Consider the following 23,874-nt stretch of genomic DNA (forward strand, 5'->3'; position numbering starts at 1 on the left):
AAAGAAATATAGTCTTGGTCAATCCATGTCAAGAAGAGGAAATTGTTGGGATAACGCTCCTCAAGAATCATTTTTCGGCCATATGAAAGATGAGATAGATTCTAAAAGTTGTTCTACATTTAAGGAATTACAGTTTATAATAGATGATTATATGGAGTACTATAATAACTTTAGATATCAATGGGGATTAAAAAAGCTGACTCCTATACAATATAGAAATCAGCTTTTAGCTGTCTAGACTTTTTCAAAATGTCCTTGACATAGGATCCATTTTATTTCCACCTAAGTGTTTTTTGTTCTCAATAAGTTAACTTAACAGTAAAATATTTGATAGGAGTTCCATCATATTGTATGCCATATTTTAAATAATAGTTATTTTCCTGGCAAAGCTCCAACACAGTATCAGCAATCTGCTGAGCGTTTGCCGTCATATTTAAAAACTTGCATGCCATGTAGGAGTGCCCATTTAAAATAGCTTTATTAACCTCTTCTTTTAGCTGAGACATACTAGTAATTACATTGATTGGTTTTCCGTCCATATCATACTCAGGTATATTTACATTATCCCTAAGATACTTCACACCATTCGCCACAGGTATTTTTCCTTCTGCAGTATGGGTTTTTATAAATTCACCATTAGGAACATTAAAATAGTTATGAGTTATTTTGATAAATCCATGTTCTCCATTAGAGTACACAGGGTCGTCCCAAGTTACATCAAGGTTATACCACTTATTGTCATCAAGCTTAACCATATTCCATCCATGAGGCTGCCCAGCATATCCTGGCACATATAAACATTCTACACCAGCTTCCTTGCACAATACACACATGGCTTTTGCATATCCTTCACAAACACCATTTCCCTCAATTAAAATTCCATAAGCACTATGTTCCTCTGCCCTATATCCACCTTTACGAAGGTAATCTTCATCATAAAAAGCATTGTCAACTAAATAATCGTGAAGAAATAATTCTATTTCAAACTTTGACATATCATCCCTAATATTTTTTGAAATTATTTCATTAACTTTTGCAGTGACAGCATCCCTCTGAGCCAGAAGTTTCGCCTTATCATATAAATATTCAAAATTAATTATAATTTCACTATTGCCATTTCCCTTATCTAAAATACTCCAACTAGCACCGTTGTATCCATAAATAATTTCTTGAGATTCAGCCAGTGCCTGTCCAATAACTTCATTCAATTCCGAATCTACATAATTAGCCCCATGAACTTTTAACTTATCCTCAAAATTTCTTAGTGCTCCTCTAACTGCAATTTTCAATTGATTTGAATCATAAATTGTTTTACCTGCAATGTTCTTTTCCTCTTGAATTTCTTTTTTAATTAGAGACCTAGCCTGTACCTTATCTTCTGTTTTCTCTGGATTTACTGGTATTTCTGGTTCCACCGGTACTTCTGGCTTTACTGAGTCTTCTATATTTATTGATTTTATTGTATTTAATATATTGTCTAGCCTTAAAGCTTCATTATTGCAATCTTTGTTATTTGAAATCACCAATTGGCTAATCCATTTTTCTGCCTCTGAAATATTGTCTTTATCGCAATTTTCTTTACACTTTTTTACAGCATCATTAGCTCTAATAATTATTTTACCTTGGTACTGATCAAGTTTACTAGACCAAGAAGAAATATAATCCTTATTTCCTTTATAGGTAGAAAAATCCAAAATATAATTTCTAGCTATATTTATATCTTGCTGATCAATAAAATCCCTCTCTCTGTGATTTCCATCATATAAATATGAATAAAATTGCTCAAATAATTCCTGTTGTACGTTATCCACTAATTTCGAAAATTCACCCACTGCGAACTTTAAACTAGCACGTTGATTCATATTTATAATTTTCGTCCTAGCTTTATTTATACTTTCTTGAGTTCTCTGTCCAATGCACTGGTTTACAGTGTCATAGGTGTCACGGTATATTACATCATCCATGGTCATAGCGTTTGCCGATATACTAAATATAGACAGACACATAATTAAAGTAAAAATACAACTTAAAATTCTATTCTTTTTCATCTAGATCCCCCTCTTTTCTGAAAAATAAAAAAGCACTTACAATAAGAATACTTGAAATTGCATATAAATATTATATCATAGTACTTTCATAAATATAATTATTTTATCAATTGTTTAACTGTCAACTCATAATTATACTTAAAACAATAAAAACTTTCTTGACTAAATCTTGCATATTTTTATTATAAATACAAATCACAACTAGAAATTGTTGCACAATAAATAAAAAGAGATATGTTTTAGCTAAAAGCTTCTGCTCACATATCTCTTTTAATATCTTGTAAATTTACAATAACATTATCCTAGACGATTCTTACATCTTCCTTACTTCTTCTAGTTTCCTCTATAACTTCTCGAATGTTGGTAAATACATCACAGTATTTAAGATTTCCCTCGCCAATTTTCATGCCACCAACTCTCATGAATACTGGAATGCTTTCCCCTTGACTTTCAATAGTTTGTCCATTTAGATCCATGATTTTTTCTGCCAATTTCTCTAATTGCTCCAAATTTTCTAAGCCGGTTACTAAAACAAATTCATCTCCACCACTTCTAAAAAGAAACATATCATCTGAAGCATTATTGTCAATTCTCTCTAGACACTGCAGTATAGCTTTATCTCCTACATCCCTACTTATTTTATTTAACTCCATCATGCCACATATATCAAAGCACAATACATAGGTGTTACTTCTCTTCTTTATCTCATCATATAACATACTAATATCAAATTTTTTTGAACTCATGATATTTTCCCCTCCATCATACTTAAAATCATATTTAGGAAATAATCCGGTGAATCTTCTCTCACGTCTGAATTCCGATGGCGTCATCTTCCACACTCGTGTAAATGCTCTTGTAAAAATTTCTGGCGAACTATATTGGTATCTAAAACTTATGTCCGTTATACTCATGTCACTTTCAATGAGTTCTTTGGCAGCACAAGTCATTCTGCGCCTACAAATGTAGTCATTTATACTAAGCTGAAATACATACTTGAATATCTTTTGAAGACTGGACAATGAACAGTAACAAGCCTTGGCCAATTCTTCTTGATTTATTATGTCACAAAGATTATTCTCAATGTAATTTAACGCATCAGTCAGCACGTAAAAATTTTTCACTGGATACCTCCTTAACTCTACAATAATATAATGGATAACGTTATCTTACTTATAATATATCATGATGACTATATCTTTGCTTGACTTTTTGAGCATAGTTTATACTATTCCTTTTGTAAAAATGTAATTTGATTTTTCTTATTGTATAGAGTTTTATATCCAAAGTACAATGATCCAAAAGATGATAAACATACCACAGTGCATATGGCAATGACAATGGCTATTTGATAAAGAATAGCCGTAGTTGGTAGTGTTCCTGATAATATCTGCCCAGTCATCATACCCGGCAAAGCCACAATTCCCATTCCCAACATAGAATTCATAGTAGGTAGCAATGCAGTTTCAAGAGCTTGCTTTACAAAAGGCAACAATATTTTTTCTGGTGTTACTCCTATATTAAGCAAAGCATTTATTTTTGTCCTCTGACCGTTTAGGCTTTCACGAAAAGTTTTTATACCAAGAGTTGCACCCGTCATAGTATTGCCCATAATCATGCCACCTATAGGAATAACGTACTGAGGATTAAACATGCTCTCGCCCACCACCACGCATATAAAGAAAACCATAACAATTACTCCGGAAAAGGCAATGGAGCAAGCAATAGCCATTTTAAATCTATTATTAATTCCCTTGTTTTTAGAAAGCACCCGGTATATGGCAAAAGAAGTCATTAATATAAGATATAAAACCGTATATGCTGGATGAGGATTTTTAAATATATACGATAATATTAAACCCGCTAAGGTAAGCTGTACTGTCATCCTTATGCTTGCCACCACAAGAAGCTTCGTCTTATTTATGTGACATTTTTTCATTACAAACAAAGTCACTAAAAGTAATACGTAAATTAGCGAAAACTGCCACAACTGTATTTCTACAATATTACTCACCATATCCTCCCCTTTCCAATGTAATACATTCATCTGCATATATCTCCACCATTTTGGGGTTGTGACATATGGCGATGACTGTTATACCATGTTCCCCACAAAATTTTTTTACATTATGAAAATATTTAATAGAAGTTGCCTCATCCAGTGCTGCCGTCGGCTCGTCTAGCATTAGCACCTTAGGCATAAAGGATAGACATATAGCCATAAAAACCCTTTGTCTTTCCCCACCAGACATGATTTCACACCTAGTATCCAAAGGAAAATCTGCACAACATATAGAAAGGTACTCCTTCATATTCACCTCATCTATACATTGTTCGCCCCTATAATTATAATACTGCTGAAAATTATCCCTGATTGTCCCTTCAAAAAGATATACTTCCTGCGATGCAAGCAAAACCTCTCTCCTCAATTTTATGGTATCTATGTCCTGAATTTTTCTTCCATCATATTCAATAAATCCCCCTGAAGAATTTTCTGTGTTATTAATTAGCCTTAAGAAAGTGCTCTTTCCACAACCACTTTCACCACATATAAAAGTCATCTTCCCCCTTTTAATGCACATGTCAGGATAGTTGACTAATTCTAAAAATTTAAGACCCGTAGCTTTAATTATGTTTTCCATGATTCACAATCTCCTCGCAACCCTAAATTAAATAATATTATTATAACACGTACAGTTCAATAATATTATTCCTTAATTGTAAAATCAAATTCCACCACTGAAATATACAACACAGCTTTTAACCATAAATAAATTAAAACAGAGCCTCCCCCTCCTGTAGAAAACCCAGGAAAGTTCGGCTCTATTTATATGCACCAAAAAGTAGAAATTATCACATCAAACTAAATGCCATAAAACTCTCTAAACTCCTCAAGAAATTTACAATATAATTCCTTTTCATTTATAATGTTATTTATTTTATTTATGAATGTTGAATTTACCCAATTGGTTTCGTTGTAATAGAATCTATTACATATTCTCCAAAATCTTTGAGGGAACATTAGAAAGGCGTATAAAACTTTGTACTCCTCTGGCCTCAAAGGCGAAACAGAATTATAGCCATCAATAATATTTTTGCAAATGTTTATATCCCAATTTCTTCGCTTCAATACCTTTGTTATGAATGTAGCCAAATCGAATACTCTTATCTCACGCTTACAGTAGTCAAAATCCACTATGTTAACTTCATTGTCTGGGGATATAATAATATTGTGATAAGTAAAATCGTGATGGCAAAGACCTTTCACCTCTAACTCTTCGTCACACAGCGCTTTGTATGCTGAAGTATTTAAGATATCCAACGCCTTTATAGCTAAATCCTTATAAAAATTTTTATTGAGAAGATATATCTCATCAAATTCAGGCAACTTCTTCTTTTTCTTTTTTGACATAGTAAGATTTTTTTCAAAAGATTGTATACGTTTCTCCATAATTGAAGGCCATTTCCCAATATCAGTCTTTACCGTGCTGTTCTCTGGTGGTTCGTATCCACGAGATGCAATATTGAAATTTGCCAAAGCCTTACTTGCCATCAATATATCATCATCATTTTGAAAGTCGGCCTCTCGCCCCTCGATCCATCTTGATAAAGTGTATATATCCTCATTTACAATGGCAAAAGGTTCTCCCGCAGTATTTAAATAATTCCTGTCAATTCTATGGAAACCTTTACTAACTAAATATTCCTTGGCACCATAAATAAAATATATTTTAAGTACCCCCACGCCCACTTTTTTTAAGCATCTTTTACCCACATTAGTATCCAACTCATAAATGCCTTTGTTGGGACTCATTTTTTCAATTTTAATATCAAATTGTCTTTCGATTTCTAACTCTCGCATCATTTTAATCGACCCCCTCTTTATAAAAATACTAACAAAAGAATGACGCATTTAATATACTACATTATATTCATTATTAAGGAGTTTTATTATGAAAATCGGAATTGACGGAAGAGCGGCAAAATGGTATCGTGGCACTGGCATTGGAACTTATACCTATGAACTCATAAATTATTTCAACTACTGCCATGACCTTCAAAATGACCATCTCTTTGTACACCTATGCGGAGATGTAAACCTTCCTGATTATAAAAATCATGTTCAATATGTGCCCGCTGTGAATAGTTATAAAAATAATTTTTGGGATGAGGTTCTAGTTCCAAATGAAATTGATCAACTAAAACTAGATTTGTACCATATTCCCCAAAACGGTATAGGAATGCCACTAAACCAAAACTGCCCTTACATCATAACCCTACATGACATAATACCTTGCAAACTACCTCAAACTGTCAGTGACAAATTTCTGTCCATATTTAATAAATATATGCCATCAATTATAGAAAATGCCAAAGCCATCATAACTGTATCTCAATTTTCTAAAGATGACATAGCCCGTGAATTTAATTATGATAAAAATCACATACATGTTACTCATTTAGCCAGTGAAGAGATATACAAACCACTTAACAAGTCCATAAGCAAATCTATTATTAAAGAACAATATAATATATGCAGCGATTACATTCTTTATGTGGGCGGATTTAGTCCTAGGAAAAACATCCTTGGACTTATAGAGGCTTTTTATACCCTAAAGAAAAGATATAAAACCCCTATAAAGTTGGTCATAGCTGGGACAAAAGGATTATCCTATGAAATATATAAAACAAGAGTACATGAGCTTTCTTTAGATGAAAATGTTTTATTTCCGGGGTTTATACAACTAGAACACATGCCGTATCTCTACAATGCCGCTGAATTCCTGGCTTATCCTTCATTGTATGAAGGCTTTGGACTTCCACCACTAGAAGCCATGTCCTGTGGCATACCAGTTATATCATCAAATATTACCTCCATTCCCGAAGTTCTAGGGGATGCTGCAAAACTAATAAACCCCATGGACTTTGATGAACTCTCCCTTGCCATGGAAGAAATGCTTACAGATAAAAAACTGTACCATCATTATAAGAAACTCAGCCTAGAAAAAGCTAAAAACTACAGTTGGGAAAAGACAGTGCAAAAAACAGTGAAAGCTTATCATGACACTCTGCATATTTAAAAAAACAAAGTGGATACTCCTCACCCTTTACTGAATTTTTAGTAAGGGCTAAGAGATCCACCTTTTTTAATATTTTTATATTTTTCATAGTAAGCGACTTTTAAATTTATTTAAAAACTCCTCTTCCTCGCCGTACATTATGAATTTTTCGTTTAAGCGATTGAGAAATACATTGTATTCCCATTGCTTTTCCTTGTAGTAATAGCTTTTTATCAAGGAAAAAACCCTATTAGGAAATAAAAGCATTATATAAAGCAAATTAATTTCATCATCATATAGCACATAATTTTTCTTATATTCATCAATTATATCTTGGCATTTTTCAAAAGAAAAAGCAAAATTTTTTATCACCTTCATAATGTAGTTTGCCACATCGTGGACCTTTATGTCCACAATAGCATAATCAAAATCAATAAAGTTGGCCTTATTATCTTTTATCAATATGTTGTGATATGCAAGATCGTGATGACAGAGCGCCACCTTTTCTTGGCACTTTACTATCTCATTGTAATTACTCTTTTCTAGATAACTCAAAGCCAAAAATGCTTTTTCAAGAAACTTATCCACATTGTTTACAACTAAGGTATCAAACTGATTTTTCACACTAAAATGCTTTACCATATCCTTTATATCCATGATTTCGTCAATCTGCTTATTGAAACTATCTTTAAGCTTATTTCTGTTGTCAAATTCATCATAGACTGTATTATATCCTTTAGACGCCTTGTGAAGTTCTGCCATACCCTGAGCGCTGATACTTACCTCCACGGGATTTGTATAAGAACTTTCTCTTCCATCAACTAGTTCCATAACACAATAAGTCTCGCCCTTATAATATTGAAGAATTTTCCCATCCACACCAGCAACATAATTAATCACCCTATGAAATCCGTGGGCCTTAACGTACTCCAAAGCATCATATATAAAATCAATTTTATCCTCACCATAATCTAGCCTTTTAAGAATGTACTCTCTAGATGAAGTCACCACAACAAAAACTTTTCTCACAGGTACCACATCCACAACATCTAAATTAAACCTTCTAAATAACTCTATATCCAAATCATACTGGCTCAAAAATTCCCTCTCCTTATACTTGCTCTCTAGCATACACTGCCTCCTTCATGTTCCATAGCTTCCATAAGGCGTTTACAGTAGACTTCGCAAGACCAATTCTTCCTTTTTTCCCTGTAACGATTACAGCAAAGCATATATTCAGTAGGAAATTTCACCATGGAAAGAATAAAATTTCTACTCATTACGTCAAGATCAGATTCTTTGCAAAAATACTCCGCAAGTTTCACATAATCCACCCTCTTGCCTTTTTTTCTAACCCGTTTCAAAAGCTCTATGCAATCCATCTCCACCAAATTGTATGAAGATGAAGTCATATCCTTCACATAAATTTCTTCCCCACTTTCCATAACAATGTTGTTAAACCATACCTTGTCCAAACATACTTCCTGCCTCTCCATACTCCTAACAATGAGCTTCACATACTCCTCCTCATCAATAGAACATATAGACTCCTTAGCTATGGTGTAGAACTTCGGTGCTGTTTCAAGCAAAAGCTTTTCAAAATCGTTTAATTCCCCCTTGCCTAGCAATTTCCCTATATCCGCTATGAGACGCCTTAAACTAACCTTATTTTCCTCATAAAGTTTTCCTATTTTGTTGTCTAACCTGCCCCTTAAGTAATCTCTAAACCCCATAGTTCTCTTATGAAATTGGCAAATAGTATGGATCTGTCTTAATAAATCCTTCTCGCTAAAATCCTCTCCCCCAACTATTCTAATGCTCTTACCCTGGATAATTTCAATATTCCTTTCTTTAGCAAAAGTAAAAAAAGAATTGGTTTCCTTAGAGGCTTCCCCCTTTTCCTTTATCATCTTAAACTCCCCCTTAACTCCTCAATAAATTCCTGTCTCTCCTCTCTATCCACAGCTATCCTATTAAGTTTTTTTAAGAAAAACTCTTCCCCCCAAGGTTGCTTCTCCCAATAGTACTGTATGCCAAGCTGCCAATAAGCCTGAGGAAATTCCATAAAATCCGCTATGAGAAGGACTTCTTCATTAGTAATGTCAATCTTATCCTTATATATACTCATAATGTTTTTTGCCGTAGATAAACTCCATTTGCCATCCTTCATGACCCTTATCAACAGACTAGCCACATCGTGAATATGAGTATCGAGAATGCAGTAATCAAAATCTATAAGGAAAGTTTGATTATTTCCATCAATTAGAACATTATGGTTTGCGTAATCATGATGACAAAATTCCATAAAAGCTTTTTGTCTGTCCATATATTTAAAATATCCGTGTTCCTTAAGGTGCTCAATACATAAGTCACACCTATTTAGCTCATCTAACATTATTTCCATGTACTCACCATCAAACTGAGATTTTTTATCCTTAGCACATATACGATTTTTAAAATCTAATATTTCATGTTTTCTAGTAGAGAAATTATCTACCCATTTGCCCACATAATTCCTTGGCTTCATGTTTTCCTGTACCTTGAAATTTCTAGCTTTATCATGCATATTGGCCAAATTTAAAGCTGCCATATTTACATCTATTATATTGTTATAATTACTCTCCCTGCCCATGATCCAAGGATTCATATATGCCCACTTATCAAAAAAATTTATATACTCCTCACCCTTAGATGTAGTTATGAATTTAGGAACACCCTTATACCCTTGATTTTGAAGATGCTTCATGACCCCAAATATAAAATTAAAATGAGGTTTTTCGTATTTTACAGGTTTTAAAGAATATATACTACCATCACTGGCAAAAATTTTATACACATTTTTTATTTTTTCCATGGTTTCAACTGGAATTTCATACTTCTCCTCCACAATGTTTTTTACCTTTTGGAAGACCTCTTCTGAAACTTTATGCATATATATTGTACTCCCCTACAGTTATTCTATTTTACTATATGACATTTGCAATGCTTTTGTTCAAAAGTCCTTATTCTAAAATAATATTGTCACCACTATGCACCTTGTTAAATACAATATTAATACAAGAATAATAAGGAGTTTTTTTCATGAAGATAGCTATAGATTGCAGAGGAATCAACTGGTATCATGGTACAGGCATAGGTACCTATACTGACAATCTTGTGAAAAACATCGTAAATTCAGATACAGTAAACCAGTACAGGCTATTCTGGTCAGGTAAAAGCTACTTAGACTTTGAACGCCATAATTGTACCTGCGTAATGACCTCATCAAAGCATCATAAATTTTTTCAGGAAAGTTATTTTCCCAGCAATATTGAAAAAGAAAATATAGATTTATACCATGCCCCACAGAATGGTATTGGACTAAGCTGTAATGTAAACTGCAAAAAAGTAGTTACCCTTCATGACTTAATTCCATACACCATGCCGGAAACTGTGGGCAAAGGATACCTCCTAAAATTTTTAAAAGAAATACCACATATTGTGGAAATGGCAGATGGCATCATCACCGTATCAGAGTTTTCAAAAGGTGATATTTTGAAATTTTTCCCCATGGACCCAAACAAGATTAAGGTTACACCCCTTGCTGCCAGCCATATTTTTAGACCCCTTGACAAAAATAAATGCTTTCAGTTTATAAAAAATAAATACCATATTGAAGAAAACTTTCTTTTATATCTTGGTGGCTTCAGTGATAGAAAAAATGTTCACGGAATCATAGAAGCCTTTTCTAGATCAAAAAGCCACTTCAACGAAGACATAAAGCTGGTTATTCTGGGCTCCTATAGAGATAGTAGTCAAAAGCTTATTAAACTTGTGGAAAGCCTTCAAATGAGCAAGCATATAATTTTTGCCGGCTTCATACCAGAAGAAGAGCTACCCTATTTTTACAATGCGGCCCAAGCTTTTGTTTACCCCTCCTTTTATGAAGGCTTTGGTCTACCACCACTAGAAGCCATGAGCTGTAATACACCAGTTATAACATCCAATACCACATCTATCCCAGAAGTGGTTGAAGATTGCGGCCTCCTTATAAATCCTTATAATATGATAGAGCTCCAAAATGCCATGGAATCCATGGTAAACGACAAATTACTTCAAGAAAAACTGCGGGAAAAAGGCCTTTCCCGAAGCAAAGCTTTTTCCTGGCAAAACACCGCGCAAAAAACCATAGAAGCCTATGAATTTTTTGCAAAAGGAAATATTACTAATACAAAATAAAATTAAAACCAGATTAGACATAAGATTCATCTCTTATTGCCCAATCTGGTTTTATAATTATTATTATCTTTTCATACAACTTTCTTTACATACAAGTTTCGTAGGAAGAATCACATTTACCTTTTCATTCGACTTGTTTTTAATTTTATTCAGCAATGCTTCCGAGGCCGTTTTAGCCACTAGCTCCATATTTTGGTCTACAGTAGTTATTTTAGGCTTTGTTATATCGGAAATCATAGTATTGTCAAAACCAGTAATAGATATCTGCTCTGGCACTGATATATTCTTCTCTATACAAGCATTAAGTACTCCAAGAGCCATAAGATCATTGCAAGCAAACACCGCATCTGGGGTTCCTATTTCCTCAATGAATCTTGAGAACTTCATCCTGGTCTTTTCCACTACTTCTATACTATTGCCACCGCCCACAGTTAGGATTTCACAATAACCATGTTTAGGTGCCATTTCTCTATAAACCTTTTCTTTTATATCGTAAGATAAACTCTGCCTTCCCCTTATAAATAGTACTCTTTCGTGTCCCAGTTCATATATGTAATTGAAAGCTTCTTCTGCACCGCTTTTTTCATCATAGGCTACTCTATTGTAATTGCGCTCTGAGGTATCACCATTGATGATAATAGTAGGAATTGAACTATTCAGATTTTCATAGAATTCATTGCTATCCTCATTTATAAGTGGATCAATAATTATTATGCCGTCTACTTGCCTTGCAATAATATCGTCGATAACACTCTTATACTCTTCCTCCCCTGCAGTATTACACAAAAATATATTGTACCTTGAAGCGCGAAGATAGTTTTCTATGCTCTCCACTATGGTAGAAAAAAAGAGATTTGTTATACCTGGCACTACAACACCGATGACAGATGTTTTCTTTGTTATGAGTCCTCTTGCCATGATATTGGGTTTATAATTTAATCTTTTTATAGTTGCCTCTACTTTTTCCCTTGTTTCTTTTCTTACTGGATAATTGTTATTCAAAACTCGTGAAACAGTGGTTATAGAAACACCTGCTTCTGCAGCCACTTGATTTATAGTAACTGTCATAGTCTTTCTCCTCGATATTTGTTATTTAAACTCAAAGGATAATTTAAAATACTTCATTGGAGTGCCGTCATAAATTATGCTGTAGCTCATAGAAACCTTAAGCTCCTTATTTACAGATTTCACCCTCTCAAATATCTCCTTAGAAGTCATAGTCATATTTTTGAAGTTTCCTACAACATAAGACTTTCTATTAATTATACTATCCTTTATTACATCAACTAATTCAACTTCATTAGAAATACTCTTTACTTCCTTTCCCCATAAATCTTTTTCATTTAAATTTAAGTTGTCTCGTAGATACTTTTCTCCATCAGCCTTAGGAATATTTGACGTAGCAACATGATCCTTGTAAAACTCTTCATTGGAAATATTGAAATATTTATATGAAATATTCATAAATTTCGCTTCACTGTTGCGAGACACAGGGTCATTCCAAGTTATATCTAAGTTATACCACTTGTCATCATCAAGTTTTACCATGTTCCATCCATGCGGTCCGTTAGCTTTTCCTACAACATATATACACTCTAGCCCCACTGCTTTGCTTAGCATACACATAGCCTTTGCGTATCCTTCACATACCCCCTTGCCTTCTATTAGCACCCCAAAGGCATTATGATCTTCTGGATGATTTATTCCTTGATTTATATAATACTCATTATAATAGGTATTTTCAACTAAATAATCGTGAAAAAATAATTCCACGTCAAATTTTGTCATATAAGAATAAATATTTTTGCTAATTATATCCTTCACCTTATTGTAAACAGCATCCCTTTGTTTTAATAGCACATCGCTTTCATAAGCGTATTTAAACTTAATAGTGATTACTTGACCACCATCCTTATCATCTTTTATAGAATAAGAAGCACCCCTATAGCCAAAGTCAATTTCTGGATACTTGTCCAAGACATCGCCTATAATATTTCCCACATTGCTCCCCTTAAGGTTATACGCCTTCACCTCTAGAGTGTGCTGAAAATTCCTAAGGGCCCCCCTTATAGCAATGCTCAACTCCTCAGTATTTAAAACATCCTTGCCAAGTATATTGCATTCTTCATCCATTTCCTTTTTTAAAATAGATTCCATACCCTGTGGTAACCTAGAAGAATCGTTGGCACCGTAGTAGGTACACATTAATTTTCTTAACCTGGCAGCCTCTCCCTTGCAATCCTGATTATTGGAATAACTCAATTCTTCCATCCACTTCTTTGCCTCAAAGAAAGTATCTGCCGAAGGATTTTTCTTATACTGCTCTAAAGATTCATTAGCTTTAGACACAATTTTACCTTGGAATTCATCTAACTTACAGGACCAAGATGAAATATATATCTTATTCCCTTGGTATGTGGCAAAATCCTCCAAATAACTACGTGCCTCATTTATCTCTTTTTGAGAAATAATTTCCCTTTCTGAACCACCATAAGTGTACATATAAGAATAAAACTTTTTAAATAGCTTCTGTTGGCTCACATCTATTTTTTTAGAAAATTCACCCACAGCAAAATTAAGCCGTGGGTTTTTGCTCATCTCCTGCACATATTTTCTAGCCAGGGTTATACTTTTCTGTGTTCCCCCGTTCATAGAGCTTGTAACAGCATTATATGTTTTTACATATATTTCATCGTCATTTGTTATGGCCTCAGCCCCACTGATAAAAAGGCAAAGACATACAACGGTAAGTACGGTGATTTTTTTAATAGTAATATATTTATCATTTTTGCTAATTCCATTAAGATAAAATATTTTTAAACCCATTATAGACACCCCGTTTTTTCATTAATTATTTGTTCATATTATATTATCGGAGATTACAATGGATTTTTAATGGTTTTTTATCACGTTTTAATTTATTTTTGTATACTATTTAAAATTTGATTCAATCTCTCTGCTTCTTTCCTTGTATCTTCATTTGTAGATGTAAAAAGTTCCTCCACAAATTCCTTTGCAAGCTTTATACTTTCATCGGTGCCAGCACCTTGTGCCACATCCACCGCTTGTTTTACTCTTCTTATCACTTCCTGCTGGAATGAGTCTATCCTTCCAGACCACAAAGCTCTGTATTTTTCATTTTCCTCATACTTCAGAAAACCATCCGCTAGAGCTCTTGCCTCATTTATTTGTTGCTGTGTAACGTATTGCTTTGGAGATTCCTCATCCACAGTTAACGCAATTTCAATATTGTCAAATAGCTCCTGCTGAATAGTATCAATACTAGTTGAAAAGTACTGTTCCGCATAGGCAAGTCTAGGATTATCCAAAAGTTCTTTACTTACTCTTCTAGCTGAAATAACCGATTCTTGTGTTTTATCCTCCGAAGCCTTTTTCACAGCATAAAACACCTTTTTATAGAGCATATTGTCCTTCACTGTTTGTTTAAGACTTATAAATGAAAGCACGCCAACGCACACAGCTCCTATTATTATTAAAGGCATTATAAGCTTTTTTCTCCTTGCAAATATCATTTCCTTCACCTCGCAATTTATAATAAACAAAAATAACTTATGACATAATTACACATAACATTATATCATAAGTTATTAGATTCCTCTTAAATGTTTTTCAAAATATGATGATTATCTTCACATTTTGCTACACTTCCCTATTTTCCGCCATATCCTTTTCCATGGTTTCCTTTGGCTTAAATATAAAGCTCAATTTTGTCTCTGCCGTAACCAAGGCTACAAATATTATTACGCATCCTATAACCATGTTCACAGTAAATTTTTCTCCAAGCAATATCACCGAAAACAAAGATCCAAACACAGTTTCTAAACATAATATTATAGCAGCTTCCGTAGATGATGTATACTTTATAGAAACATTCTGTATCATATAAGCAACCATAGTACTAATAGCTCCTAAATAAAATACAGCTCCATATCCTGACATTGGTATATCAGTTGGGAATGGTTCTTTTGTAAATAGTGCAAATCCAAGGGATAACACCCCTGCAACTACCATCTGTAATATGGTAAGAACTATAGGATCACATTCCCTTGTATAATGGTCCACAAGAACGATGTGAAGTGCAAAGAATACAGCACACACAAGAGTTAATATGTCACCCTTTGCAAGATAGAAACCGTTTCCATCAAGGGTTAAAAAAGCCGTACCTGCCACACAAAGTATGGTACCTATAATCTGAAATCTATCTGGAGCCTTTTTTATGATCATCCAATATAAAAATGGCACAATAACCACATATGTTCCCGTTAAAAATGACTGCTTTCCTGGTGTTGTATATTGAAGTCCTACAGTCTGAAATCCGAAGGCTGCGAACATGGCAATACCTATAATTATACCTGCAAATATGTCTCTTTTTGTAGCCTTTCTAAGTTTATTAAAAAATATAAGCGCTAAAAGCACAAAAGCTATAAAAAACCTAAAGGTCATAACATAGTAGGGACCAATACCCGCTTTAAGAGCAGCATCCGTAGCTACAAATCCTATACCCCATATCATGGCACATATTAGCAATGATACATTTGATATAATTCTAACTTTTTTATTTTCCATGATTGTACACAGCCTCACTTTCATTTCATATTTTTGTTTGGGATTAATTTTATTTATTCAGTGTGAATTTATTATCAAGCACACAATTTTAAGTATATCAAATATTTCATACTTTTTAAACAAACAATCAGTAAACTTTTTATTAAGTAATTCTTTATATAAAATAACATAAATAAACACAGATGCATGCAATTACAACATTGTCACACACCTGTGCTATAAACAAGACTTTTCTTGATTATTTATTTTTCTTAATTATTTACGATTATTAATTCCTTTGGAGCTTTAGTTAAGATTTCACATCCATTTTCAGTGACGATGACTGTGTCTTCTATTCTCACGCCGCCCCAGCCTGGTATATAAAGACCTGGTTCTACAGTAATTACACAGTTCTTTTCAAAAGTCCATCCACCTTTATGACTGATGAATGGTTCTTCATGAAGCTCTAGTCCTACCCCATGTCCTATGCCTTGATAATAGTATTCAATATACTTTTCGCATTCTTTTCTTGCAGCAGCATCTGGAACCTCACTAGTAACTCCAGCTTTTACAGTAGCTACAGCAGCAACTTCTGCTTTAAGTACCATATCGTATATTTCTTTCTGCTTTTCATCAGGATTTCCTATCATAATAGTTCTCGTCATATCAGATCTATATCCCTTATACAACGCACCAAAGTCCATAAGAAGAAAATCTCCATTTTCAATTACCTTTTCGTCTGGCTTTCCATGAAGCAGTGATGATTTGGCACCTGATATAAGTATGGTATCAAAGGCTACTCCCTCTGCACCTTCTTTTCTCATATAGTACTCAAGCTGCAAAGCAACTTCATTTTCAGTCATACCTGGCTTTACAAATTTTATAATCTGATCGAAAGCTTTATCAGAAATCTCAGCTGCTCTTCTTGCACAAGCAATTTCGTGTTCATCCTTAACATATCTAAGCTTATCTAACATTCCACATAAAGGTAACAATTCAACATCACCCAAGCCTAGTTTTATATTATTGTAAAGTCCATAGCTAACAGAATTTTCTTCGAATCCAACTTTTCCCCCAATTATGCCTTGGCCTTTCAATAATTCAGCAATGCACTGTCCAAGATTTGAAAATTCCCTATGGTTCATCACCTTATACTGTGGGCACTGTTTTCCAGCCTGTTCTGTAAATCTAGGGTCAGTTAGAAAATAATTTTCCTTCTCCGTAATAAGAAGATATGCTTCCTCATCAGTATATCCACTAAAATACCTTACATTAGGTAGCTTGTATACTATTACCGCATCAAGAGCAAGCTTTTTCATATTCTTTCTCAAATTTTCCAATCTATCCACACAAATCACCCTCACTTAAGCTAAAATTTTGTATAAAAACTTCATAATTGATTATACCACAACTTTAGCTCTTGTAGAAAAATTCTTATTCTAGTTATTCCCCAATTCATTACATTTTTCAGTACACGCTCTCATGGCTTTGATTATAGAATATCTAAATCTTTCCTCCTCAAGCACTGATACTGCTGCAATGGTAGTTCCACCTGGAGAGCAAACCATATCCTTTAATTGCCCAGGGTGTTTTCCTGTTTCAAGCACCATTTTAGCTGAACCAAGTACTGCCTGTGCTGCTATATTGTAAGCTTTATCTCTTGGAATCCCATCATAAACCGCAGCATCTGCCATAGCTTCTATAAGCATATATATATACGCTGGAGAAGATCCACTTATAGATACAAAGGCATTTACCAAACTTTCTGGTAAAACCTCTACTTTTCCAAAGCTCTGAAAAATATTCTTTGCCAATTCTAACTCTTCTTCATTAACTTTTTTATTTGGACAAATGGCAGACATACCTTCTCCCACAAGTGCTGGTGTGTTTGGCATGCTTCTTATGATCTTTACATCACTTCCGAAACATTCTTCTAGCTGCTTTACAGTTTTTCCTGCAATTATACTAATAACCATAACATCTTTTTTCAATACATCTTTTACTTCCTTTGCTACTGCGTTCAAAATATTAGGTTTTACAGAAAGTATAAGCACATCCACCTGTTCAGCTACTTCTATATTTTTTGTAGTAGTGTTAACGCCATAATCCTCTTTTGCTCTTTCAAGACTTGGTACAAATAAATCTGCCACATACACATTTTCTGCCTCCACAAGTCCAGCCTGGATTATGCCTCCCATCATAGCACGCCCCATATTTCCACAACCAATAAAACCAATTTTCATTTTCTTGCCTCCTCAAATTATAGTATATAAATACCTATTTCAATTTGAAGTTCTCCTTTTTTATAATCTCCCATTACTCCAAATCTAATTATAACATTTTACTTTAAATAAATTGCTTACAAATAGCAATTTTTATATTTTATTTTATAATACTTATCTTTTGCTCCATTATAGATTATACTACGAAATATTTAAGAATAGTAGATTTTTTATCAATTTTTTTATTAACTTTACGTGTCTTTTTAACAAAGTATTATTAATATTTCATCAAAAGTATCACTTTCCTTCATTTTGTTTCCATACTCATTGATATTCTCGTTATATATTTAACATATATACTTCCATTGCAAAAAGTTTTTGTTATTTTATTAACGCTTCTTTCATCTTAGTAAGTTTATTTTTTTGAATAACACAGGTAAATGCTGTGTTGTATTTACCAGTGGTGGGTACAGTTACCTATATACTACGAGTATTCGCCAAAATAGCTGTGTTGTATTTGCCAGTGGTAAACCCGCAAAAATAATATCATACTATTATGAATAGAATGAATATATCTACACCACTAAGAAGTCCAACACAGCTTTTTGAACCTAACAGATATATTTTCACCCTAATATGCCTTACCACTGAAAAGGGGAACACAGCTTTTTCTGCCCCACTGCATAAAAACAACCTTATGAAATACATATGCCCCCTAATTAATTTCCTAGGGAGCATATATTAATCCGTTAATAGGACTATTTCACAAGGTTTACCTAAATTTATTTCATATGATTTTTATTAGTTACAATAAATATGCCAGCAAAAAATAGCAAAATAGAATAAAGAAAACACATTACAGTAACAAGATTTGAACTAATCATTAAAGGTGAATAGTTAGCAATGCCATTTTCAATAGCTACACCGCCCAAGATCTTTAGCGGTTGCAGCGCTGAAAAAGGCAGATATTTCGTAAAGGAAGCCATACTATCTATGCTACAAAGTAAATAACCTAAACCTATAACCACCATGGTTGTTATAAGAGAGCTAGTCACATTGCCAATGAACATAGATATTATTATACCTAACAAATTTACAAATAAAATTACACCAAGTAAGAGCAAGACCTGTTTTGCTAGATAATGCCCAAGAGTAATTATGACTATGGAACCTTGAGAAATATATGGTATAGGATAGTTTAATGTTCCAAAACCCTTCACTATGCCCAGAACCACAGTGGAAATGCTCAAAGTCAAAGCTACCGCTGTAACACTTATAATAAATTTGCCTAATAATTTTCCCATGAAAATGGAACTTTTTTTCACCGATTGAGTATACAAAAGCTTATATGTCTTATATTGAGCTTCAGAAGCATAAGCGCTACTACCGATATATGCAAGCAGTGCAAGAATAATAACAAATACTACGTTGCTGCCAATGAGCCTCAAGAAATTAAATCCGCTCATATAACAGCCATCATCCATGGGTTCAATATCATTCTTTAATAAAAATTCATTTTGCTTCATACGCACTTCATAGTAGGTTTTATCCTTCATATGCGAGTATATTTCACCCTTATCTATCATGGATATATTGTGTTTGCACCACGCTATACTAGATTCCAAATATTTTTTAGAATCTCTTTTATTAATAGCTCTTCTAAGATTATTAGTGAGCTTACCTTGAGTCTCTAAATTTTTCATAAGAGGCATATCTTGAGATATGCCCATCTTTATTTTATTTTCATACTCATGCTCAATGTCGATGAACATATTTTCTAATCTTCTAGAATACAAATGTTTATTATCTTTTTCGTACTCCATATTTTTAAAAACAAAAATGCCTATTATGAATAGGAGAATAATTATAGGAACATAATTTTTCTTATCCTTAAAAAAGTTCTTCAATTCAAGTTTTACAATGCCCCACATAGCTTATACACCTCCATATATGGACGTATATACATCATTAATGTCGTCACTACTGATTTCTATATCATTAAACATTTCCTTTTCTGAAATTAACTTAGTTAACACATCTTTGAGACTTTCATTGCTGAGTTTTATACATATTCTATGGTCATTAAGTTTAATAATAGACCTTATATTTTTAAACTGACCAAGACTTTCTTCCACTTGATCTGGATTTTCACAGGTGAGAGTTATTTTTTTGTTATTTGTTCTTACCTCTTCCACATTGCTTTCAATAATTCGTCCTTCTTTTAAAAACAATATTTTTGTGCAGGTTTTATCCAATTCAGATAGTATGTGAGAAGAAATTAATATGGCCATATCTTTTTTGTCCACCAGTTGCAAGAGCTGTTTTCTGAATTCTGCACTTCCATCAGGATCTAGTCCATTGGTAGGCTCATCCAAAATAAGAAGATTAGGCGACGTAAGAAGAGCTATACCAAGACCTATACGCTGTTTCATGCCTAAAGAATAATTTTTCACCTTTTCCTTTATCATCTTTCCTACGCCCACAAAATCAAGAATTTCTTTCATGCGTTCCTTGGAAACCTTATTAAGATCTCGGATGAACTCTATATTGTCATAGCCTGTAAGATTTTCATACAATGCAGGTGTTTCAATAGTACACGACAATTTAGAAAGGTACTGTTCCCTATTTCCCTTACTGCTTAAATCACAAATGGAAACATTGCCACTATCTGCATTGGCAAGAAGGCATATGATTTTCATCAGCGTGGTTTTCCCAACGCCATTAGGTCCCACAAGACCTATGATTTCTCCTGGCTTTATAGCAAAACTCACATCATCTAAAACCTTCTTTTTATATGATTTGCAAAGATTTTCAACTTTTAATATATCCATGATTCCATCCCCTTTAATTTGTAATTACTTCACCGTTTTCTTTCTAAAAATCACCAATGATACAACTATAAAAATTACTGCAATAACAGGAAACCATATATATGCATTTTCCATGACTACATGTTGCGGTCTATTATACCCAATATCCTCATAAAAAGGTATACCATACATAACCTTGTTTACATCTAAATATTCAAAAATATTTATTGCATCCAATCTCAAGAAATATTTTGCCTTGGTGAAAAAATACATAGCAAGCATAATAGTAGCATTTACGAACAAAGCTATACCAGTATTATTAACAATCACAGATACTATGCAAGAGAACGATGAGATGCATAGTGTAATTAAAAAAATTATAAGGATTTCATTTAATATATAAGCACCCATGGACATAACAGAAAGTTTATATCCTTTAAAGCTCCTAAGCACATAATTTAGATCTCCCATGCCATTTTTTATGCTCATGTATATAAACACTGCAAGAAGTAGTATTATCATGACAACCACATTTACTGCCACTAAAGAGATAAATTTGCCAAAAAATATTTTTATTTTACTAATGCCTTGAGTATACAAAAGCTTGTAAGTCTTATTATCCACTTCCCCAGCGAATAAAGGTGACGCAATGATAATAGAAAACACCATGAGCATAATGACAAATTTATCGTTCATAAGCCGTCTTACACAATTAAGACCCTCATCGCTTATCCCTTCCTCTATTAAGTCTATATTTTTAGCACTTAATAGTTGATAAATTTTTATATCATTTTCATCTACTTGTTTCGTATATTCCGGAAAAGGTACCAATAGTATACCTTTATCTATTCTTTTTATTTCTGTCTGCAACATTTTAATGCTATTCTCATAGTAACTTTTATAATTTCTACTTTCCAAGCTTTTTACCATAGCTAAATTAGCTTCATAAGAATCAATAGGTAATTTCAAATTCTCAATACGCCCTTTACTTACTGTAGGATCTTCTTTTTTTTCCTTTAATTGAGTTTTATCAAGTTCATACATATTTAATTGGTCCTCTACGTACATTCTGGGGCTCATATCATGTGTCCAATAATCTTTCGGTTTCATATATGCTATGAAAAATGATGTTACTCCCATGATTATCAAAAGAAAATATATGGCTTTTCCCTTAAAAAGCTTTTTAATCTCAAATTTAAAAATGCTAAACATTTATTACTCCCCCCCTTGCAATTTTCATTTTTTTATAAAACAATCACGGTAAATACATTTACCGTGATTTGGTAGTATATCACTATTTATAGTTATCTGTCTTCAACAATAGTATATCTATAAATTGTCCACTCACCCTGTCTCCTACTTCCTCTAGATTCTAAATGATACCCAGGTAATACATAAAATGTTTCATATTGTTTTTCACCTGTTATATGATTTTCAGCCATCAATACGTTACGATACGCTGGTCCTCTCTGACCTATTTCTACTTGTGGTCCTCTTTGAGCTGAAATTGTTGTTGCTTCAGCCTTAAAGCTAAATAAACTTAAACTAATTAAAACTGTACTAAAAATTGCAATTGTTTTTTTCATTTTTTAACCCTTTTTCTTTTTTTTATATTATTTTGTATTATGTGTATATACAACCTAAATTGATTATATATCTTGTTATATATTCTGTCAATATTATTTTGTGTATATTATAATTATTTTTATAATTATAATAACTGTCTTTTTGTAATTAACAATTATTTCTATATCGTATGAAGCACGCCATTTTATTAATTACTTCACCATTTTCTTTCTAAAAATCACCAATGATACAACTATAAATATTACTGCAATAATGGGAAACCATACATATGCATTCTCCATGACCACATGTTGCGGTAGATTGTACCCAATATCCATATAAAATGGTATGCCATACAGAACATTATTTACATCTAAATATTCAAATATATTTACCGCATCCAATCTCAAGAAATATTTTGCCTTAGTGAAAAAGTACATAGCAATCATAATGGTAGCATTTATAAACAAAGCTATACCAGTATTATTAACAATCACAGATACTATGCAAGAGAACGATGAGATGCATAAAACAATTAGAAACATTATGATAATTTCATTTAATATATATGCACCCATGGACATAACAGAAAGCTTATAGCCCTCAAAGCTCCTAAGCACGTAACTTAGATCTCCCATACCATTTTTAATACTCATGTATATAAATACTGCAAGAAGTAGTGTTATTATAACAATCAAATTCACTGCCACTAAAGAGAGAAACTTGCCAAAGAATATTTTTGTCTTGCTAATGCCTTGAGTATATAAAAGCTTGTAAGTCTTATTGTCCACTTCCCCCGCGAATAAAGGAGAGGCAATGATAATGGAAAACACCATGAGCATAATGGCGAATTTATCGTTCATAAGCCGTCTTACAGAATTAAGCCCCTGATTGCTTATCTCCTCTTCTATTAAATCTATATTTTTAGCACTTAGAAGTTGATAAATTTTTATATTATTCACACACACATCTTTATGACGTTGAGTAAAATTTATAGTAATACCTCTATTTCCATGATCTAAATTTATTTTCTCTATCTTTATGCTATTTTCATAATAAGCCTTATAATTTTTTGTATCTAACCCATTGAGAGCTGCCACATTAGCCTCATACTTGGTAATGTAATCTCTAAGAAGTTGAATGCTTTCTTCGTTTCCTTGCGGTTCTGCCTCTTTGGCCTTTAACTGCGCTTTATTATTTTCATATATTACCTTAAATGTATCTCCTGTATTGTTTCTAGGCATCAAATCATGTGTCCAATAATATTTGGGTTTCATAGATGCTATGAAAAATGTTGCAACCCCCATGATTATTAAAAGAAAATATATGGCTCTTCCCTTAAAAACCTTTTTAAACTCAAATTTAAAAATGCTAAACATTCATT

The 23,874-nt window shown here is 33.1% G+C and carries 22 protein-coding genes; 3 read left to right on the top strand and 19 right to left on the bottom strand.

Translation table 11 applies throughout. The annotated features are described in order from the left end of the window. Positions 1-238, top strand: a 238-nt coding sequence (locus tag BUA73_RS08225) for an IS3 family transposase (protein WP_143146991.1), incomplete at its 5' end; no start/stop codon positions are given. Between the two features lie 61 nt (positions 239-299). On the opposite strand, the gene BUA73_RS08230 is transcribed toward BUA73_RS08225, so the two are convergent. The 5 genes from BUA73_RS08230 to BUA73_RS08250 all read right to left on the bottom strand — a co-directional run bounded on the left by BUA73_RS08230 (position 300) and on the right by BUA73_RS08250 (position 5,913). After that, positions 300-2,048 carry a transglutaminase domain-containing protein gene (locus BUA73_RS08230; RefSeq protein ID WP_072903647.1) on the bottom strand — a complete coding sequence of 583 codons (1,749 nt, stop codon included), beginning with the start codon at positions 2,046-2,048 and terminating at the stop codon, positions 300-302. 302 nt (positions 2,049-2,350) lie between these two features. After that, positions 2,351-3,172, bottom strand: a complete 822-nt coding sequence (locus BUA73_RS08235; protein WP_072903648.1) for a helix-turn-helix domain-containing protein — start codon at positions 3,170-3,172, stop codon at positions 2,351-2,353. 104 nt (positions 3,173-3,276) lie between these two features. Next, positions 3,277-4,062, bottom strand: coding sequence for an ABC transporter permease (locus BUA73_RS08240; RefSeq protein ID WP_093426693.1), 786 nt, complete (start codon positions 4,060-4,062; stop codon positions 3,277-3,279). Next, positions 4,055-4,690 (bottom strand): ABC transporter ATP-binding protein, encoded by a 636-nt coding sequence (locus BUA73_RS08245; RefSeq protein WP_072903650.1) that lies wholly within the window; start codon positions 4,688-4,690, stop codon positions 4,055-4,057. Before BUA73_RS08245 ends, BUA73_RS08240 begins: the two co-directional genes overlap by 8 nt. Before the next feature lie 221 nt (positions 4,691-4,911). Further along, positions 4,912-5,913: a CotS family spore coat protein gene (locus tag BUA73_RS08250; RefSeq protein WP_072903652.1), complete on the bottom strand. Its 1,002-nt coding sequence runs from the start codon at positions 5,911-5,913 to the stop codon at positions 4,912-4,914. 88 nt (positions 5,914-6,001) lie between these two features. Between BUA73_RS08250 and BUA73_RS08255 the strand changes: the two genes are divergently transcribed. Further along, positions 6,002-7,129, top strand: a complete 1,128-nt coding sequence (locus BUA73_RS08255) for a glycosyltransferase family 4 protein (RefSeq protein ID WP_072903654.1) — start codon at positions 6,002-6,004, stop codon at positions 7,127-7,129. 84 nt (positions 7,130-7,213) lie between these two features. Here BUA73_RS08255 and BUA73_RS08260 read toward each other — a convergent pair whose 3' ends face one another. Genes BUA73_RS08260 through BUA73_RS08270 form a run of 3 tightly spaced genes read right to left on the bottom strand, consistent with a single transcriptional unit; the run spans position 7,214 to position 10,040 of the window. Then, complete coding sequence (locus BUA73_RS08260) at positions 7,214-8,239, bottom strand: CotS family spore coat protein (protein WP_072903657.1); 1,026 nt, start codon at positions 8,237-8,239, stop codon at positions 7,214-7,216. Beyond that, on the bottom strand, positions 8,233-9,018 hold the full coding sequence (locus BUA73_RS08265) for a protein kinase family protein (RefSeq protein WP_072903658.1): 786 nt from the start codon (positions 9,016-9,018) through the stop codon (positions 8,233-8,235). Before BUA73_RS08265 ends, BUA73_RS08260 begins: the two co-directional genes overlap by 7 nt. After that, positions 9,015-10,040 (bottom strand): CotS family spore coat protein, encoded by a 1,026-nt coding sequence (locus BUA73_RS08270; protein ID WP_072903660.1) that lies wholly within the window; start codon positions 10,038-10,040, stop codon positions 9,015-9,017. Before BUA73_RS08270 ends, BUA73_RS08265 begins: the two co-directional genes overlap by 4 nt. Before the next feature lie 149 nt (positions 10,041-10,189). Here BUA73_RS08270 and BUA73_RS08275 point away from each other — a divergent pair, with 149 nt between their 5' ends. Then, entirely contained in the window at positions 10,190-11,326 is a 1,137-nt protein-coding gene (locus BUA73_RS08275; RefSeq protein ID WP_072903661.1) for a glycosyltransferase family 4 protein, read from the top strand. A 63-nt stretch (positions 11,327-11,389) separates the two neighbouring features. Here the strand turns inward: BUA73_RS08275 and BUA73_RS08280 are convergent, their stop codons facing one another. From BUA73_RS08280 to BUA73_RS08330, 11 genes are all read right to left on the bottom strand, one after another. Further along, positions 11,390-12,394: a LacI family DNA-binding transcriptional regulator gene (locus BUA73_RS08280; RefSeq protein ID WP_072903662.1), complete on the bottom strand. Its 1,005-nt coding sequence runs from the start codon at positions 12,392-12,394 to the stop codon at positions 11,390-11,392. A 21-nt stretch (positions 12,395-12,415) separates the two neighbouring features. After that, the gene (locus tag BUA73_RS08285) at positions 12,416-14,152 is read right to left on the bottom strand and encodes a transglutaminase domain-containing protein (protein WP_072903663.1); all 1,737 of its coding nucleotides are present in this window, start codon (positions 14,150-14,152) and stop codon (positions 12,416-12,418) included. 92 nt (positions 14,153-14,244) lie between these two features. Further along, complete coding sequence (locus tag BUA73_RS08290; RefSeq protein WP_072903664.1) at positions 14,245-14,859, bottom strand: hypothetical protein; 615 nt, start codon at positions 14,857-14,859, stop codon at positions 14,245-14,247. A 127-nt stretch (positions 14,860-14,986) separates the two neighbouring features. Continuing rightward, positions 14,987-15,913 (bottom strand): DMT family transporter, encoded by a 927-nt coding sequence (locus BUA73_RS08295; protein WP_072903665.1) that lies wholly within the window; start codon positions 15,911-15,913, stop codon positions 14,987-14,989. A 251-nt stretch (positions 15,914-16,164) separates the two neighbouring features. After that, positions 16,165-17,241: a M24 family metallopeptidase gene (locus tag BUA73_RS08300; protein WP_072903666.1), complete on the bottom strand. Its 1,077-nt coding sequence runs from the start codon at positions 17,239-17,241 to the stop codon at positions 16,165-16,167. A 90-nt stretch (positions 17,242-17,331) separates the two neighbouring features. Then, positions 17,332-18,135, bottom strand: coding sequence for a pyrroline-5-carboxylate reductase (gene proC, locus BUA73_RS08305; protein WP_072903667.1), 804 nt, complete (start codon positions 18,133-18,135; stop codon positions 17,332-17,334). Between the two features lie 761 nt (positions 18,136-18,896). Next, complete coding sequence (locus BUA73_RS08310) at positions 18,897-20,045, bottom strand: ABC transporter permease (protein WP_072903668.1); 1,149 nt, start codon at positions 20,043-20,045, stop codon at positions 18,897-18,899. A 3-nt stretch (positions 20,046-20,048) separates the two neighbouring features. Beyond that, on the bottom strand, positions 20,049-20,945 hold the full coding sequence (locus BUA73_RS08315; protein ID WP_072903669.1) for an ABC transporter ATP-binding protein: 897 nt from the start codon (positions 20,943-20,945) through the stop codon (positions 20,049-20,051). A 24-nt stretch (positions 20,946-20,969) separates the two neighbouring features. Next, positions 20,970-22,136, bottom strand: a complete 1,167-nt coding sequence (locus tag BUA73_RS08320; RefSeq protein WP_072903670.1) for an ABC transporter permease — start codon at positions 22,134-22,136, stop codon at positions 20,970-20,972. A 92-nt stretch (positions 22,137-22,228) separates the two neighbouring features. Then, positions 22,229-22,510, bottom strand: a complete 282-nt coding sequence (locus BUA73_RS08325) for a hypothetical protein (RefSeq protein WP_072903671.1) — start codon at positions 22,508-22,510, stop codon at positions 22,229-22,231. A 192-nt stretch (positions 22,511-22,702) separates the two neighbouring features. Next, positions 22,703-23,869, bottom strand: a complete 1,167-nt coding sequence (locus tag BUA73_RS08330; RefSeq protein WP_072903672.1) for an ABC transporter permease — start codon at positions 23,867-23,869, stop codon at positions 22,703-22,705. Positions 23,870-23,874 lie beyond the last annotated feature (5 nt).

The organism is Hathewaya proteolytica DSM 3090, assembly GCF_900142225.1.
Classification (GTDB): Bacteria; Bacillota; Clostridia; order Clostridiales; family Clostridiaceae; genus Hathewaya; species Hathewaya proteolytica.

What these genes read in the sequence shown, in the direction of transcription:
- BUA73_RS08230 (WP_072903647.1), bottom strand. Translation starts at nt 2,048, where the DNA reads ATGAAAAAGAATAGAATTTTAAGTTGTATTTTTACTTTAATTATGTGT.
- BUA73_RS08245 (WP_072903650.1), bottom strand. Translation starts at nt 4,690, where the DNA reads ATGGAAAACATAATTAAAGCTACGGGTCTTAAATTTTTAGAATTAGTC.
- BUA73_RS08250 (WP_072903652.1), bottom strand. Translation starts at nt 5,913, where the DNA reads ATGATGCGAGAGTTAGAAATCGAAAGACAATTTGATATTAAAATTGAA.
- BUA73_RS08255 (WP_072903654.1), top strand. Translation starts at nt 6,002, where the DNA reads ATGAAAATCGGAATTGACGGAAGAGCGGCAAAATGGTATCGTGGCACT.
- BUA73_RS08260 (WP_072903657.1), bottom strand. Translation starts at nt 8,239, where the DNA reads ATGCTAGAGAGCAAGTATAAGGAGAGGGAATTTTTGAGCCAGTATGAT.
- BUA73_RS08265 (WP_072903658.1), bottom strand. Translation starts at nt 9,018, where the DNA reads ATGATAAAGGAAAAGGGGGAAGCCTCTAAGGAAACCAATTCTTTTTTT.
- BUA73_RS08270 (WP_072903660.1), bottom strand. Translation starts at nt 10,040, where the DNA reads ATGCATAAAGTTTCAGAAGAGGTCTTCCAAAAGGTAAAAAACATTGTG.
- BUA73_RS08275 (WP_072903661.1), top strand. Translation starts at nt 10,190, where the DNA reads ATGAAGATAGCTATAGATTGCAGAGGAATCAACTGGTATCATGGTACA.
- BUA73_RS08280 (WP_072903662.1), bottom strand. Translation starts at nt 12,394, where the DNA reads ATGACAGTTACTATAAATCAAGTGGCTGCAGAAGCAGGTGTTTCTATA.
- BUA73_RS08285 (WP_072903663.1), bottom strand. Translation starts at nt 14,152, where the DNA reads ATGGGTTTAAAAATATTTTATCTTAATGGAATTAGCAAAAATGATAAA.
- BUA73_RS08290 (WP_072903664.1), bottom strand. Translation starts at nt 14,859, where the DNA reads ATGATATTTGCAAGGAGAAAAAAGCTTATAATGCCTTTAATAATAATA.
- BUA73_RS08295 (WP_072903665.1), bottom strand. Translation starts at nt 15,913, where the DNA reads ATGGAAAATAAAAAAGTTAGAATTATATCAAATGTATCATTGCTAATA.
- proC (WP_072903667.1), bottom strand. Translation starts at nt 18,135, where the DNA reads ATGAAAATTGGTTTTATTGGTTGTGGAAATATGGGGCGTGCTATGATG.
- BUA73_RS08310 (WP_072903668.1), bottom strand. Translation starts at nt 20,045, where the DNA reads ATGTGGGGCATTGTAAAACTTGAATTGAAGAACTTTTTTAAGGATAAG.
- BUA73_RS08315 (WP_072903669.1), bottom strand. Translation starts at nt 20,945, where the DNA reads ATGGATATATTAAAAGTTGAAAATCTTTGCAAATCATATAAAAAGAAG.
- BUA73_RS08320 (WP_072903670.1), bottom strand. Translation starts at nt 22,136, where the DNA reads ATGTTTAGCATTTTTAAATTTGAGATTAAAAAGCTTTTTAAGGGAAAA.
- BUA73_RS08325 (WP_072903671.1), bottom strand. Translation starts at nt 22,510, where the DNA reads ATGAAAAAAACAATTGCAATTTTTAGTACAGTTTTAATTAGTTTAAGT.
- BUA73_RS08330 (WP_072903672.1), bottom strand. Translation starts at nt 23,869, where the DNA reads ATGTTTAGCATTTTTAAATTTGAGTTTAAAAAGGTTTTTAAGGGAAGA.